19 protein-coding genes are annotated in these 13,627 nt (G+C 48.4%); 15 read left to right on the top strand and 4 right to left on the bottom strand.

What is annotated here, in order from left to right; all coding sequences use genetic code 11:
- The 4 genes from H7A81_RS19710 to H7A81_RS19725 all read left to right on the top strand — a co-directional run.
- Window positions 1–284, top strand: a 284-nt coding sequence (locus tag H7A81_RS19710) for a hypothetical protein (protein WP_182058474.1), incomplete at its 5' end; no start/stop codon positions are given.
- A gap of 525 nt (window positions 285–809) precedes the next feature.
- Complete coding sequence (locus H7A81_RS19715) at window positions 810–1,826, top strand: hypothetical protein (RefSeq protein ID WP_182058475.1); 1,017 nt, start codon at window positions 810–812, stop codon at window positions 1,824–1,826.
- Window positions 1,819–2,067 (top strand): hypothetical protein, encoded by a 249-nt coding sequence (locus H7A81_RS19720; RefSeq protein WP_182058476.1) that lies wholly within the window; start codon window positions 1,819–1,821, stop codon window positions 2,065–2,067. Before H7A81_RS19715 ends, H7A81_RS19720 begins: the two co-directional genes overlap by 8 nt.
- 490 nt (window positions 2,068–2,557) lie before the next feature.
- Window positions 2,558–4,003 carry an AAA family ATPase gene (locus tag H7A81_RS19725; protein WP_182058477.1) on the top strand — a complete coding sequence of 482 codons (1,446 nt, stop codon included), beginning with the start codon at window positions 2,558–2,560 and terminating at the stop codon, window positions 4,001–4,003.
- Window positions 4,004–4,537: 534 nt separating this feature from the next.
- Here the strand turns inward: H7A81_RS19725 and H7A81_RS19730 are convergent.
- Complete coding sequence (locus H7A81_RS19730) at window positions 4,538–4,714, bottom strand: hypothetical protein (RefSeq protein WP_167347128.1); 177 nt, start codon at window positions 4,712–4,714, stop codon at window positions 4,538–4,540.
- Between the two features lie 409 nt (window positions 4,715–5,123).
- Here H7A81_RS19730 and H7A81_RS19735 point away from each other — a divergent pair, with 409 nt between their 5' ends.
- From H7A81_RS19735 to H7A81_RS19785, 11 genes are all read left to right on the top strand, one after another.
- Complete coding sequence (locus H7A81_RS19735) at window positions 5,124–5,531, top strand: hypothetical protein (RefSeq protein ID WP_182058478.1); 408 nt, start codon at window positions 5,124–5,126, stop codon at window positions 5,529–5,531.
- Window positions 5,524–5,964 (top strand): hypothetical protein, encoded by a 441-nt coding sequence (locus H7A81_RS19740; protein WP_182058479.1) that lies wholly within the window; start codon window positions 5,524–5,526, stop codon window positions 5,962–5,964. The genes H7A81_RS19735 and H7A81_RS19740 overlap by 8 nt, the downstream gene beginning before the upstream one ends.
- Window positions 5,961–6,335, top strand: a complete 375-nt coding sequence (locus H7A81_RS19745) for a hypothetical protein (RefSeq protein ID WP_182058480.1) — start codon at window positions 5,961–5,963, stop codon at window positions 6,333–6,335. Before H7A81_RS19740 ends, H7A81_RS19745 begins: the two co-directional genes overlap by 4 nt.
- 246 nt (window positions 6,336–6,581) lie before the next feature.
- A complete protein-coding gene (locus H7A81_RS19750; protein ID WP_182058481.1) occupies window positions 6,582–6,959 on the top strand; it encodes a hypothetical protein in 378 nt (125 codons plus the stop codon).
- Complete coding sequence (locus H7A81_RS19755; RefSeq protein WP_058961425.1) at window positions 6,959–7,192, top strand: hypothetical protein; 234 nt, start codon at window positions 6,959–6,961, stop codon at window positions 7,190–7,192. Before H7A81_RS19750 ends, H7A81_RS19755 begins: the two co-directional genes overlap by 1 nt.
- Window position 7,193: 1 nt before the next feature.
- Window positions 7,194–7,400 (top strand): hypothetical protein, encoded by a 207-nt coding sequence (locus H7A81_RS19760; protein WP_182058482.1) that lies wholly within the window; start codon window positions 7,194–7,196, stop codon window positions 7,398–7,400.
- Entirely contained in the window at window positions 7,400–7,543 is a 144-nt protein-coding gene (locus tag H7A81_RS19765) for a hypothetical protein (RefSeq protein ID WP_182058483.1), read from the top strand. Before H7A81_RS19760 ends, H7A81_RS19765 begins: the two co-directional genes overlap by 1 nt.
- A 218-nt stretch (window positions 7,544–7,761) precedes the next feature.
- Entirely contained in the window at window positions 7,762–8,451 is a 690-nt protein-coding gene (locus H7A81_RS19770) for a phage baseplate protein (protein WP_182058484.1), read from the top strand.
- A 76-nt stretch (window positions 8,452–8,527) separates the two neighbouring features.
- The gene (locus H7A81_RS19775; protein ID WP_182058485.1) at window positions 8,528–8,887 is read left to right on the top strand and encodes a hypothetical protein; all 360 of its coding nucleotides are present in this window, start codon (window positions 8,528–8,530) and stop codon (window positions 8,885–8,887) included.
- A 53-nt stretch (window positions 8,888–8,940) separates the two neighbouring features.
- A complete protein-coding gene (locus H7A81_RS19780; protein WP_182058486.1) occupies window positions 8,941–9,843 on the top strand; it encodes a GIY-YIG nuclease family protein in 903 nt (300 codons plus the stop codon).
- A 520-nt stretch (window positions 9,844–10,363) separates the two neighbouring features.
- Window positions 10,364–10,567: a hypothetical protein gene (locus H7A81_RS19785; RefSeq protein ID WP_182058487.1), complete on the top strand. Its 204-nt coding sequence runs from the start codon at window positions 10,364–10,366 to the stop codon at window positions 10,565–10,567.
- Here the strand turns inward: H7A81_RS19785 and H7A81_RS19790 are convergent.
- The 3 genes from H7A81_RS19790 to H7A81_RS19800 form a co-directional block, all read right to left on the bottom strand.
- The gene (locus tag H7A81_RS19790) at window positions 10,564–11,193 is read right to left on the bottom strand and encodes a response regulator transcription factor (RefSeq protein ID WP_182058488.1); all 630 of its coding nucleotides are present in this window, start codon (window positions 11,191–11,193) and stop codon (window positions 10,564–10,566) included. The genes H7A81_RS19785 and H7A81_RS19790 overlap by 4 nt on opposite strands.
- 505 nt (window positions 11,194–11,698) lie before the next feature.
- Window positions 11,699–12,922, bottom strand: coding sequence for a hypothetical protein (locus H7A81_RS19795; RefSeq protein ID WP_182058489.1), 1,224 nt, complete (start codon window positions 12,920–12,922; stop codon window positions 11,699–11,701).
- Window positions 12,923–12,929: 7 nt separating this feature from the next.
- Window positions 12,930–13,627 (bottom strand): CS1-pili formation C-terminal domain-containing protein (locus tag H7A81_RS19800; RefSeq protein ID WP_182058490.1); only part of this gene is annotated, 698 nt, incomplete at its 5' end.

Below are 13,627 nucleotides of genomic sequence, written 5' to 3' on the forward strand. Positions count from 1 at the left end.
CAGCCGCTAACATGTACTCGGGGGCGGACGAGCTTTCACTACACGTCGCTATTACGATCTCTTCTGCTGGTGGTGTTGGCCTGCCGGATGCAGTTATTGATGAAATGCTGGCTCACAGCGGCAAAACAGGCATTCAGCAAACATACATCGTCAACGATGTAGCCGGATACATCACCCCGGATGCTGAAGCCGCTTTCATTGCCTGGGGGGAATGGTTGCAAACTAATGTCATTACGCCGCCGCCAACAGCAGACATAACACCGTTCCGGCGAAAAAAAGCCTGATGCACAGCCCACCTAAGTGGGCTTTTTTGTACGCACAGAACAATTATTCCTGATTATTCCTGAAAAGCAGCGATTTTAGCTAACGGCGTTTACTGAAGGGCAATGTGATGGCTAATAACCTCTAGTAACATCAAGTCATTCCACAGTAACAGCGAGTGACAGCAATGAATAAGCCAACTATCAATAAGGATGAATTAGCCGAATGGCTGGGCCTCAAGCCAAACAGTATTAACATGTTCCGCTCACGCAATCCTGACTTCCCAAAGCCAATTTATCCGACTGGTAGCACCCCTCTTTGGCTGCGTGCCGAAGTGGAAACTTGGCTCACTGGATGCCCGCGCCAGATGAAAGGCGCTCGCTCAAGCGGCCTTAACGCATCATCCTGACCAGATAACGCCACACCGCCAGAATTGGCGGCTGCTGGTGGATGCAAAATTATTACCAGAACAATCCCGGCGTGATGAAGCGCTGCGGAGCAGCGCCCAGGCCAGCGCACCGCGCTGGCTCTACCCGCAGAGGTTAACCATGATCGACCTGACCAATACCAGACCTGATAGCGCTATCCTGACATTCGGGTATAACCCCGGCAAAGCACAGGAAGATCGCGCCAGCCTAGCCACTTTATTCACTCGCCGCCTTTGGTGGGAGAAAGTTGTAGGCATGTTCACCGCCGCCGCGCATCGTCCTGGGCCGGACTTCCGCCAGATCTCTGAACCGGAGGACTACCAGTCAGGAAAGCTGGAACTGCCATTCATCGGCCCGGCATGTAATGGCAACTGGCGCACAGCTGGAACCACCCTGCCCACCAGCCTGATATTTCTTGATTTCGATAATCAGGAAACGGGCAACTACGGCACTCTCAAAGACTGGTTTAAATCGCAGCAATTCGCCTGGCTTATGCACAGTAGCACCGGGCATCACTCACCAGTTAAAGGCGGTTTTGATGCATTCCGCGCCATCATCCCTCTGGCTGAACCATTGCCGCCAGAGCAGCACAAAGCCATTACCCGCGAATTAATGCAGATCATCGCCGAACAGACCGGACTCTCAGCAGCAAGTGAAAGCGCAGTGACCGGGCAAATGTTCTTTCTGCCTCCGTTCAATGGGTGGATAAACCATTCCCGCATTGGCTGGCGCAGTAAGGACACCAAACCGGGACTTTTGTATATCACACCGGGGAAAGTTGAGCGGCAGCATGGCAGTGGTGATAAACGCCACCAGCGCGCTATACAGCATAGCGTTCAGGATGACGTGATCGCGTCATGGCTTGCTGAACAATGCACCCCAACTGAGGCTGACGGGTTTCTGGTGAAGTGTTCGCGCCCGCATAACGGTGACGAAGGCATTCGCTATACACGCGGCGCTGATGGTGAATGGAAATTTTTTTGCCATCGTTGCGGGCATGACAACCAGCCACCGGATATTGATCAGCTGAGGGTTAACAAAGTGCCACGCGCCATCGTCGAACAGTCGCAATATTGGCGGCTATTACCCCTGCCTAAAATCGGTTGGGCAGCAAAAGAGGACAAACAGAATGGATAAGCAGTCGTCAGAACAAATTACTGTGGGCATTGCAGAGCGCGCTGGCGCACTTAAATGGCTTCATGAATATCTTGAAAACGAAATGGAAGATGTTAGCGAAGAAACCCGTGCAACTTATGCCTGTTTCCTCCTTACGCAAATGACGCCACGCGAAATCGTTCATTGGGATGTGAATAAGTGGTCACAGGACAAGGCTGAAATGGAAATCGGCTTTGATACTTCGGCGCTGCGGTTCCGGTAATGAAAAACCCTGACCAGAGACACCCGGCCAGGGTTCACGACACTACAGCGATATATCAAGACCGTCATACGTTAACACCGGAATGACGGATTAGCACACCTGCTAATACTACCCACCCCGGATTAAGACAAGGCCCGCAAATTGCGGGCTTTTTTGTGGCTGGTGGAATTAACGAAGCATTTCATCACTGCGCAATGGCGTTTCACTTTTTGCATCAATATCGAATCTCATTGCAAAAAGATCATCGCCATTATGCGTAATACATGACGTTTCAGATTTCATTTAAACGTCATACAGGCGTTAAAACTTCCAGCGCTGCCCGTTGCGGGCGCAGCGAAGGCCGGATTTTGTCAGGGTGAGTGCCGCAACCACCCCCTGATGATTTCCGGCTTTTCGCTTATTGGGAGCCTGAAAAACAGGCAAAAAAAATCCCGCTATCATCGGCGTTGGCGCGCCTAAGCGGGAATTACGAATACAGGATGATCCTATCATGAGCACAGAAAATAGCCAGGCCAATTCTTCAAAAACTGACATTCACTTTGGGCGCTCGCTAGAACAATGGTCACAGATTGAATCTGTTATCGCGCTCGCCGAACTTAATCAAGATTACGATAAATTTGAATTGCTGGGCGATTCCATGCGCAACGCTCGCCTGACGTTCTTCCAGGCGGGTGCAGACAACGCGCCGTCTAATGTCACTCACATCAGAGCTAAATCCAAAAAGACCGATCTTGAATCCGTACTGGATGACCTGCCGCCAGTGCCATTCCGCCCACTGGTAGAAAACTTTTTCGAAACTGGCGCACATGGAGTAATCGCCGGGGAACCAAACGCAGGTAAATCAACATTAGCCATCCACCTGGGTTTCTGCATCGCATCAGGACGCCAGTTCTTTGGGCAGCGCGTTAAGCGTAGCCACTTCGTTTATGTGGATCTGGAAGGTTCGGAGCCTTTGCAGATTCTGAAGGGTAATGAACTCACCTACAACGCCGGGAAAAGCGTAGCCGAACGCTTCCACGTTATTGAGCAGTGCCCTGACTTTGGCGATCTGTCTAAGGTTGATGCCTTCTGTGATAGCGTTAAATCCCTTGCTGGTGGAGAGCAGATCGGCGCAATCGTGTTTGATACCCTTCGCATGGTCATGGCTGCGAGCACGCGAGGCGGTGATAAGATGGCGGAAAATGACAATACAGACATGGGATATCTGGCCTTGGTGATGCGTTACATCGCCCGCCGTTGCGACACTGCTTGCATCATGATCCACCACCCGAATAAAGCCGATCCATTCAGCCTGGCTGGTGGCGGTGCGCTGGGCGGTTCTATCCGTTTTGGCCTGAACGTATCTGTACCGGATAAAGCCAACCGCAGCGAATTGAACGCTACCATCACGAAAAAGCGCGGTGCAGGCATTTGCACTGGCACCCGGTGGGGCTATCGCATGAAATCGGTACAGGTTGTACCAAACAGCGAGATCGCAGCGCATCACAAGGAAATGAACGAATGGTTTGATGAATGCCTTCCGTGCGCCACGGAACTGCGTGAAGGCGATCAGCGTTATGAACTGCCGAGCAACCCGCAAACGCACGCCGCTGTCATTGAATCAATCGCACTGGCACCTTTCGAGCAGGTGGACGAAAAGAAAGCGGCTTTGGATGGCGTCAACCAGCAGCGCAAAGAACAGCGTGATGCGAAACTTGATCACGCTTTGAATATTGTTCGTGAAGAAGGCGAAATTATGTCGAGCGCGCTGAAAAAGCGCCTTGAAGATGAAGGCTTGCCGGAAAGAACTGCTGTCCGAGTCATCGCAAGTTTGCGCGATTCTGGCGAGGTGGCATTACCCGGATATGAGCCAGGCCAGAAAACGGCTTACTTAATCCGGGTAAAACATCCTTCACCGGGGCGTGCAATGTGGCAGAGCATTTCTGAAGGTGATTAAATTTTAACCATCTTACGCCACGCCACACGCTATAGGAAAAGAACGTGTGGCGTAAGAATTTGGCGTAAGAATCTTTCTCATTTAGCAGTGGTACAACAGACAAAAAATAGGGGCTTAATTGCCCCTTTATTTTTGTTGTCGTCCTGGATTGTTGGTCAACGTCTACGCCATACGCTTACGCCATACGTGTGGCGTAAAAATCCGATTGATTTTAAAGTAAATTCTCTTTTCTTACGCCACACGCTAAATCAGTGTTTGGCGTAGGATTATCACTAATGGGTAATGTCATAGCCTGATATGACGGCGTGAGAAGAAACGCCGGAGGCGTTTCCCAGGCCAGCGCACCGCGCTGGCTCTACCCGCCGCCTAAATCCCACCATCACTAGAACACCTAAAGTTCCGTTGGATTGAGGCTCTTCCCCTGATAGATTCGAAAGTGACAACCACAACAACCGGAGACAGCGCCAATGGCATGTGAAGAGTGCAACAAGCAACCAACCGGACGCCACGATCAACCAATTGCCGCCATGAGATTCAAAGAGCATGGTCTATCTGGCTCTTATCATGGCAAAAGTGCTGATGAACGTTATTACGAATGCCGCCATTGTGGTCAGGAATGGCTTCGTGAAACTGGTAACTATGGGATGGGCTGGCAAACATCATTACCTGAATAGCACTTCCCATAAAACCCGCCTTGTGCGGGTTTTTCATTTCACCCCACCAGCGCGCACGCACACCGCCAAATACTCTAAATCAAAGACTAAGTCATCCCAATGCATAGCCATTTTTAGCGCCTCTCTCAATGCGTTTTATCCGCCTTCCTGAAGGTGCAGAAACATTCAATTTTCTGGCAGTCACTTATCACGACAGTCTTACGCCACGCCAAACACACGTGTGGCGTAAGAAATTGCAGATTAGGTCAGCGGGCTAAACGGGCGTAAAAAGCACCTTAAACGGGGCTTAAAGTGGCTTATTCGCTCTTATTTAAACAGCAGCAAACCTTACGCCATACGTGGCGAAGAAGTGGCGAAGCATATAAATCAATAAGTTACTAAATTAAGCAGCCGGATAAACCTTTCCATTCACTCAAAATCTAGCGCCTGCGCGCGCATGGAGCACCATGATGGAACCAGTAAAACGCCGCCGCACCGGGGCAAATCCGCTGATGGCTGGCCTGCCTGCTGCTGAAAAGACCATCTTGCAAGGTCTGGGGCATGTGCCGCTGGATGAAGGTCAGAAAGCAATTACTGATACAGCTTTCACACGCGCATTACGCTTTGTGGAACTGGTTAAAGGTAAGCCAAAGCCAGTAGTGCCCCCGGTTAAGTTCGCCATCAAACCCGGCTCTGATCTGCTGGATATCATCAACCAAGTAATGATTGCCACGGCATCCGGCAGACTTGCACCTGACACCGCCGCCACCTTAATCAACAGCCTGAACAGCACCAACCGCTCAATCATTTCTCAGGAACTGCGGGATCAGTTGCACGAACTAAAAAAACAAATGGATGGTGAAAGCGATGAATAATCTTTTCCAGCCCCGTGGCGTGCCTAACCAGATCGCAGCAATGCGCCGCCGCAAAAAACCCGCTCACCTGCCCCCTGACGCCGCTTACGTTCGTCATATGCAGCGCTGGACGTTTGCAACCACTGATGAATTACGCATTCAATGGGGCGACTTGCCACCCGGAGGACGAGATCAGGCATCCCAAATCGAGCGCAATCCAGCTTTCCGGGCATTACTCGCTGAAGACACAGAGATTGGCGAAGACCTGCGCGCCTGGCACAAACAAAATCTTGGTTGGGTGTACTTCCTGGACGTAACTCAGAGGGCGGAATGGTGGGAAAACCGCAGCATGACCGCAATTCAATCAGGTATGAAAATGCGGGATGTGGCGAACTTATGCGCCTATTTCCTTTCCCTGCCCTATCTGGCGTTATCCGAAGGGGATAAGGCGTGACAACACTAATCGATATCACATCCACGAATGGCACTGTGCCGCCATCCTGGATTTATAACAATCTGCGCGATTTCGTTGAGGCGCTGTATATCGAAGGCAAAGGCGTAGAAATTGCCTGGAAGTTCCGGGCCGATAAAGAATGGCGCTGGCTGACGCGATCAGACGTTAAAGAACTTCAGCGCCTTTTGAACGAGCACATACCCACAGCGAGAGAGCGCGCCACACCTTCCCGTGTTCGGCTGGCACTGGATTTTATCGCCTGGTATGGAGAGAAGAAGATCGCCGCCAGTAAAGTTATTGGATGCCGCCCGCCACCGGAACGCGCATCCCGCGCTTACGTCAGTAACGATCCCCGCTTCGGTAACTGCTAATACCTTTCCACTCTATTAAGTGACAACCATTTAAATAATATTTGGTTGTCACTTATTTAAAGGCTAAATAATTTTCGCAAAAAACGAATTTTATTTCGTGACTTTTATTTCAGGAAGCGTAGAAGGTAATTATCAACTTGCGCAAAGTTGGTAACTCGAAAATATCTCAAATCCCCGGAACGCGACTGCCGGGTGTCGCAAGTGTCGCAGCCAACCCAATCAAATTTATCCATGAAAGGTTAAGCCATGCCGCAAAACTACAGCGCTTTTAATCATGCCGCCGCCCATGACCCACAGGAAAGTCGTGCCCTACGCCAGCGCGCTGGCAAGCTTTCTGATGCCGAACTCGAATTGGAAATAATTCAGGAACGCATTGAAGCTGGAAACCGTGAGTACCCACTTGACCCTTCATCATGGGTACACGGAAATAAAACTTCAGCCGCTGAAGCCGTAATTAAATGGCTTCAAAGCGATGATGGTGAATATATGACTGTGCCGTGCTTGCCTGACAATTCATTCCAGCGGGAGCTGCAACGCGCACATAAGAAGTTAGGCAAAGGTAAAGCGCGGCTTTCTTTTCGCCCACACGCTGGCCTGTGGCTTATTAACCTGAGCAATCCGTAATGAAAACATTAATTGAACAAGCCACCCGCGAGGAAATTTTGCTGATTCTGGCAGAGAAAGGGTTAAACGGGTTTGAACTTAGCGAATCTGCGTTAAGACTGGCGCTTGATTGCCTGATTGATGATATCGCTTGCGACCACCCTCAATACGGCAGCGAAGCATTACGTATAGGGGTTTTCGTCGCCATGCGCGCCAACGCAAACCAGAAATTCACAAAACTTCAGGAGATCTAAAATGGGCAAGTTAAGAGCGGTGACAGACAACAAAGGCCGCGTCTCGATGCAGGTTTTATCAGAGCGCGATGCAGCCAACTATGATGCCAGCAAAGCCGTTATGTCAGGCGGCCCGGTATCCGCCGATATGCTGAAGCTATTAGGTAGCAACCCTGAATTGGCTAAGCGTTTTGCGGACGGCGCTGAAAAATTAGAGAGAGAAGGCTGATGAACAACCCACAAGATAAAAACGAATCACAACCACTGCGTAAACCAGCGCCTGACATGCGAACTAACCCAGCGGAATTCAATGCGTTGCTTTTCGCAGCATCCCGCCGTGGTAAGAAGAAAAATCACATTGTTGGCAAGTGAGTTAATGGGCGCTGCGGGCTTCTTCCTGTGTTGCTTCGTGGTATGGCTGTGGTGATCCGTTACTGGTCAGCCGCGCACGGCGTGATTAAGCGCTGCGGAGCAGCGCCCAGGCCAGCGCACCGCGCTGGCTCTACCCGCAGAACCACAGGAAAACGCCCACCAGCAACGCCCAACCCATACCAACCGCCACTTATCATTATCCATAAGAGATAAAAACTATGAGCATTCTTGATAAAATAACCGAACAGGTTAGCTTTCTGTTCCATGATGCGGGTGATAAGCATTTTCGCCTTCAGAGTGCTGGTATGTCAGCGATCACAGTTGATGTTATCGACAATGAAACCGTGTCTATGCAAAGTGACGTTACCAGCTTTCCCCGTGAAGGCCTGGAAAATATGGGCGATAACATCCAGCAGAAACCCGTCGAACTTACCTTTGATTGCTTCGTGTCAAATCAACCTATCCGGGGTTTGATTGACGGCGTGACAGATATTGCGGATCACGCCCTGAGCGGTAAAAAGAGGACGTCACTAGTTTTCAATGCCCTGTGGGATGCATGGCAGGCTAAGCAACTCTTTACGCTGACTACTCAGCGCAAGGTCTATTCGAATATGGCGATTACCGGGATTCAGGTGGTGCAAACCCCGGATATTGGTGACGCGATCACGTTCACACTCAATGTGCGAAAAATAAACATCGTCAGCAGCGCAACCGCTAAAGTGCCTGCGGGGATGGGTATCCAGGGCAATCAGATTGGCAGCGCAAACCAGAAGGCCGGGGCCGGAGTGAATGCCGGGCAGAATGCTAACGGTAAAGGTGATTCATCAAGTATTTATGACAAACTAAAAGCAGGCGCTGGCAAATCCGTTATTGTAAACTTGGGCCAAAAGGCTGGCATTATCGAATAGCGGATAAATGCCAATTTGTCTAATCAGCCGCCATTTGGCGGCTTTTTAGTAGAGAAGATAAAAAGGAGTTACATCTATGAATTGCATCAACCTATCTTTAATCGGCATAATTTTCTTTTCAAGCAACACTCTGGCTTTGACCATTGAGGAATATATAGCAGCCAGCCCAACACTAAGCAGCCGCCCCGCCATCATTGCCGCAATTAAAAAAGAAGCCCGTGCACAAGCGATAAGCGATCGTGAAAGTGGTATTGGTTTAGCTGATTTTGTTCGCAAGGCGATGCATGACAAAGGTGATTTCTATGGTCGCCTTGCCGTCAGGGAGACGGCATATTTTTGCCAAAAGCAGATGTTAGACATCCCCCGACTGAATGCCAGCGAATGCAAAATCGTTAGTGGCGAAGAAGAGCGCATAAGCGTTGCTGAGAATTCGTGATTAATTTTTTATATTTCCTGACCAAGTATTTGGTTTAGTACGAGAGACGAAAAATGATGATTCCATCAACTTGGAGTTGGGTGGGAAAAGGAGAGAGTCCTTTATCCACATGGCAAAGATATTACAATGTAAAAGCAGAGGATGCAGATAAAGTATTTGGAGATTGTGTTGTCGCTCATCGCGGGCACACAGCGCCATTTTGGACTGATGGTAAAATCGTTATTGCCGAGTTCTCAACTCCAAAACAATCAGTAAAATTTAAAGGTGCAAAAATTATTTCCTGCTTTCCCGCGACTATGAATTTAGAAGAAATAAGCGGATTGGTTGTAGTTGAAAGTACGTTCTATCAACGCGGTTCTTTCTTTATTGGTTTAGTTTCAAGCGTTGCCCAACTAGATCCTATATGCATTGAAATGCCTCCTATTAAAGACTTAAAAAAACAATTAGCTTACTATGAATCTTTTTATCCCCGCTCAGAGCTTAATGCTAGACTTAAGGAGCAGGTGGAAATTTATAATGAACTAGATGATGCTCGCATTGAATTAGCAACCGCCCAGAACATGGTGGCAGAAGCTAAAAAAAGAATAAAAGAAATTACAAAACTTAACGGGATGAATCTCATTCGCAGTTTTGGATTCGATAAAAAACGTCCTGGTGAACTTTACATTCTTAAATCAAAAGATGGTAATTATATCAAGATTGGAATTGCTCAGAACTCAAATCAACGGCACGCAAGTTTGGCGCGCTCAACACCATGGGCATTTACTGTTTTGCATGTAATCCCTGGATCTGGTGAGGCAGTATATGCGGCAGAGGTAAAGGCGCACACTCTCCTTGAAGCTGACAATGCCAAATTGAATGCGAAAGTGTTTGATGGCGCTACAGAATGGTTTCGAGCCACTCCAGCCGTTTTAGCTTATGTCGATAAGATCATAGCTGATGGGCTAAATGCGTAGAAGGAACCTAACGCTAAGTCTTGCTCCCAACCCGCTTCGGCGGGTTTTTTATTGCCTGCTTATATTGGTAGGGAAAGCAACAGGTAAAAAATCTTTACGGGCATTCAGGCAGTGATTAATGCTGTTTGGCATTATCCAGATCAGGTCAGCGGGTGTATCTCAGCCCTGTTTAACAGGGGCACCCCGAGTCATGGCATGGTGAACATGCCGCACACAGGATAAGGGCTGTCCGGGAGGTTGTAAATCGTGGGAAGTGCGACCGGTGAAGCGAATGAGGAAAAATGACGCAGCCGCACTTCTCTTATCAGGTTCTGCATTGGCAGAAAGCTGTGCAGATCAATTTTATTAAGACGCTAAAATTGATGAATATATCACTTATTAATCTAAACAGGCAAAATCGCGTTAATTAACCCATGCGTTGTTGTTGTTTGATTAATATCAATCTAATGTCGTACAGAAAAAGGCCTAATCCCCTTCCGGACATGCACCGCACGATATTCACCCATTTCCGGACGCGAGAATGAAATTCGACTTCTTCAGCTTTATCCCGCACGCACACAAATGGCATAACATTATCGTCAGCCGCAAAGGGGCGGTCGCGCCAACAGGACGCACGCACTATTCCACGCATATTCAGGCACAGTGCCAACGCTGCGGAGAGCGCATTCATAAAGTGTATTATCGCGATATCAGCGATAAACAGGCGCGCCGCTGGCTGGGTTAAATCTCACTTAAATTTAACTGAAAGATTTCCCGGTTCTGCGTAATACCCAATTTGCGCATCGCAGTGCGTTTTTGCGTGCTGACGGTTTTCACGCTGCGATTGACTCGCTGGGCCACCTGAGACACGGTTAAACCAGCGTGCAAATATTCAATAATAAATTTTTCACGCGCGGATAACGGGGAGCCAGCACTGAATTTGGTCACACTTTCAAGTTCATTAGGGATGCTATGCTCTGTACCATTGAACTGCTGAACATGACGTAATCCTGACAAAATATTTTCTGCAGACAGACTTTTACAGAAATAGCTTTTAATTCTCGGTCTTAAGGCCATGCTCAACAGCTGATGACGCCGACTTTCCCCCAATGCCACTAACGACATCTGAGGATAATCCTGATGTAACTGTTCAACCACCTCTTTAATATCACTTTCTCCCTCAGGTTGGGAGAAATCGAGGATGGCAATATCCGCCTGTACGATGCTGAGCGAAAAAAGTAGCTCTGCGGTATTGCGGCAACAGTCCAGCACGCAAAACGCCGGGTTAGCGTTAATAATGAGCTTCAGGCCATGAAGATAGAGTGGGTGATCATCCATGATTATGATCTTTTTTTCATTGGAATTATTCATATGGCGTTTTCATCAAGTGATTTAAAGCAATCGATAATTTTATTGTTATGAGTGGTCGCTGATTAATAGCGATACATTATGACAGTATCCCAAAATCTTAACATCCCCTTATATCAACAGAAATATAAACTCTTGAATCTGTCATTATCAGCGGTATAGGCTGTGCTTCCGCTAATGCCACTAAGCCGATGAATAATATCGATCCGATCCACAGGCTACCGGGATGACAGGAAAATAATCGACGGCGCATAAATCTGCTCCTTACTGACAAGCCGATGCCAATGACTTGTGATGTTAGGGACATATAAGCATGGATTTAATTATTCCGGATAATCCGCAGAAGAATACTGGCATCACTGTTCGGCAAAGTTCTGCTGATTATCATTGCTCATTTTGCTTATGGGACAACGAACATTCCATGAGAAATAAAATGAGCGTAGCAATTTGTCGGGGTAATCCAGTACCAGAGCACTCTCAATTCAGCAGGTGCATGGGCTGTTTTTTCTTATTCCACTTCACTGTCAAATATTAGAGTTACCGCCCCTTTCCAGTTTGAACCGGGTGCTTTAACCATTTTCTCGACTTCAGGTCGGTTGACGACGAAATCAAGCTTCGAACGTAAATCCACCACAAACTGGCCGGGCAGATCGATGGTATGTCCGGCTGCGTCAGTGTTGAGCAGCATATTACGCACGGGCTGACGATTGGAGGTAAAACCTGGGATCGTCATTTTAACATCCAGCGGCACAGTTTCAGCTGTCGCCTGGTTTTTAAGTCCACAACCAGCACCTGCATTATGTTCACATTGCATCCAGATTTTAAATCCGCTGGAGCTGCTGAGGGTAAAGGGTACCTCTTTTGAAAGCTTTTGCGGAATCATTCCGCCGTTAATCCAGGAGCTCCAGCCGTTAGGCGGTGAAAGCTGGACGTTTTCACTACCGGCTGGAAAACGGTAGAAAAATGCATGTTCTACAGTGGCTTTAATTTTAATTCGCACTTCGTTATCAGAATATGATTCAGCGCCAAAATCCACATCCATTCCTTCACCAACTGAGTAAATCACTTCCCCCTCATATTCTCCTGCGGGAAGTTCCAGCGGTTTTGGAGTTACCAATACATAACCTAGACTAAAGTTATTTACCGTGATATCTCCGTCAGCCAAGGCGTTATTTAATTTCCGATAGCATACTGAGACTTTTTGATTGACACCCCAACCATGACGGTACCAAACTGTATTGCCTATCCCAGTCCGTGGAGAACAGTCCCCTGAAGGGACCGCACCCGTGTTGTTCATTGCGCTGGAAACACTAGACTGATGACTACCAGTACGGTTATGCTGTACCCCAAAAAATGCCCACCTGAATTCTGCAGTTGTTTTAATTCCCGTAGTTTTATTAGTAAGAACGACAATTCTTCCCCTTCCGTCTATAGAAAGATAAGTGTGCTTTCTTATATCATCTGAACTGTAATCGAATTTCTTCAGTGCACTCAATCCTGGAATGATAATGCTAAACTCCCCTTCCCTACAATAATTTGGATGTTGAACGCAAAAGCCGCTTGGTGTCGTGATATTTTTAAACTCATTCTTATCTGGGTAGCTAATATCAGGCTTAAATTCAGTATAGATATTCAAAACTGCCGAATGAGCAACATTTAACATATTCAAAATAAAAACAAACAACATTGCGGCCATTTTCATGCAGGTTTTAAAGTGATTTATTATTTTCATATTTCCCTCAACCCATCTCATCTTTTACAGTTTCTTTACTATTTGCCAGTGTCATCCCCTCACAGGTCACATTTCCGGCAAATATCAGCTCGTCGCGTTTTTCAGTTTCCGGATTAAGGCGAATCTCGCACTGCATACCGGAATGATGTTCAATACTCACCACCGGATTCTTCTCATGAAGCTCCAGGGTAAACATGCCGTCAGATTCGGTGACGGTGCGTCCTGCATGGTTAATCACTTTGGCACCACCCAGCGGCGTACCCTGGTTATCCACCAGGCGTCCCATCACGGTGACAGTCTTCATCACCCGCACTTCATGGCTGCTGACGCCGCCGCGCACATGGTGATAATCGAGATACTGCGGCCAGGCTTTCAGCGCTGGCGCATCCTTACCCGGGAAATCGATTTGCACCGCGCCCGGTTTCCAGGCCTGAACCGGAATAAAGTTGCGCCCGGCTTTCAACGGCGTGGCGCCTGCTTCGTGGTAGGCCATCAAATCCACGCTGGCATCATCGGACACCACATCGACGATCATGCCGCCGCCCTGATGTTGCTGCGCGTCACGGCTGATCACCGCTTTGCCCTGGCCCAGGGCCAGCGTACTGCCAACATTGAGGCCCCCGCTTAACTGGCGGTCGGCGCTGGAGCGCTGGCCCCAGAAGCTGCCGTTGGCTAGCGGTGCGTCAAACTGGTTGTAACTGCTCA

The sequence above is a fragment of the Pantoea sp. ME81 genome (assembly GCF_903970985.1).
Taxonomy (GTDB): domain Bacteria; phylum Pseudomonadota; class Gammaproteobacteria; order Enterobacterales; family Enterobacteriaceae; genus Pantoea; species Pantoea communis.

What these genes read in the sequence shown, in the direction of transcription:
- H7A81_RS19750 (WP_182058481.1), top strand. Translation starts at nt 6,582, where the DNA reads ATGCCGCAAAACTACAGCGCTTTTAATCATGCCGCCGCCCATGACCCA.
- H7A81_RS19760 (WP_182058482.1), top strand. Translation starts at nt 7,194, where the DNA reads ATGGGCAAGTTAAGAGCGGTGACAGACAACAAAGGCCGCGTCTCGATG.
- H7A81_RS19785 (WP_182058487.1), top strand. Translation starts at nt 10,364, where the DNA reads ATGAAATTCGACTTCTTCAGCTTTATCCCGCACGCACACAAATGGCAT.
- H7A81_RS19730 (WP_167347128.1), bottom strand. Translation starts at nt 4,714, where the DNA reads ATGAAAAACCCGCACAAGGCGGGTTTTATGGGAAGTGCTATTCAGGTA.
- H7A81_RS19770 (WP_182058484.1), top strand. Translation starts at nt 7,762, where the DNA reads ATGAGCATTCTTGATAAAATAACCGAACAGGTTAGCTTTCTGTTCCAT.
- H7A81_RS19780 (WP_182058486.1), top strand. Translation starts at nt 8,941, where the DNA reads ATGATGATTCCATCAACTTGGAGTTGGGTGGGAAAAGGAGAGAGTCCT.
- H7A81_RS19715 (WP_182058475.1), top strand. Translation starts at nt 810, where the DNA reads ATGATCGACCTGACCAATACCAGACCTGATAGCGCTATCCTGACATTC.
- H7A81_RS19735 (WP_182058478.1), top strand. Translation starts at nt 5,124, where the DNA reads ATGATGGAACCAGTAAAACGCCGCCGCACCGGGGCAAATCCGCTGATG.
- H7A81_RS19795 (WP_182058489.1), bottom strand. Translation starts at nt 12,922, where the DNA reads ATGAAAATAATAAATCACTTTAAAACCTGCATGAAAATGGCCGCAATG.
- H7A81_RS19775 (WP_182058485.1), top strand. Translation starts at nt 8,528, where the DNA reads ATGAATTGCATCAACCTATCTTTAATCGGCATAATTTTCTTTTCAAGC.
- H7A81_RS19790 (WP_182058488.1), bottom strand. Translation starts at nt 11,193, where the DNA reads ATGAATAATTCCAATGAAAAAAAGATCATAATCATGGATGATCACCCA.
- H7A81_RS19725 (WP_182058477.1), top strand. Translation starts at nt 2,558, where the DNA reads ATGAGCACAGAAAATAGCCAGGCCAATTCTTCAAAAACTGACATTCAC.
- H7A81_RS19740 (WP_182058479.1), top strand. Translation starts at nt 5,524, where the DNA reads ATGAATAATCTTTTCCAGCCCCGTGGCGTGCCTAACCAGATCGCAGCA.
- H7A81_RS19720 (WP_182058476.1), top strand. Translation starts at nt 1,819, where the DNA reads ATGGATAAGCAGTCGTCAGAACAAATTACTGTGGGCATTGCAGAGCGC.
- H7A81_RS19765 (WP_182058483.1), top strand. Translation starts at nt 7,400, where the DNA reads ATGAACAACCCACAAGATAAAAACGAATCACAACCACTGCGTAAACCA.
- H7A81_RS19755 (WP_058961425.1), top strand. Translation starts at nt 6,959, where the DNA reads ATGAAAACATTAATTGAACAAGCCACCCGCGAGGAAATTTTGCTGATT.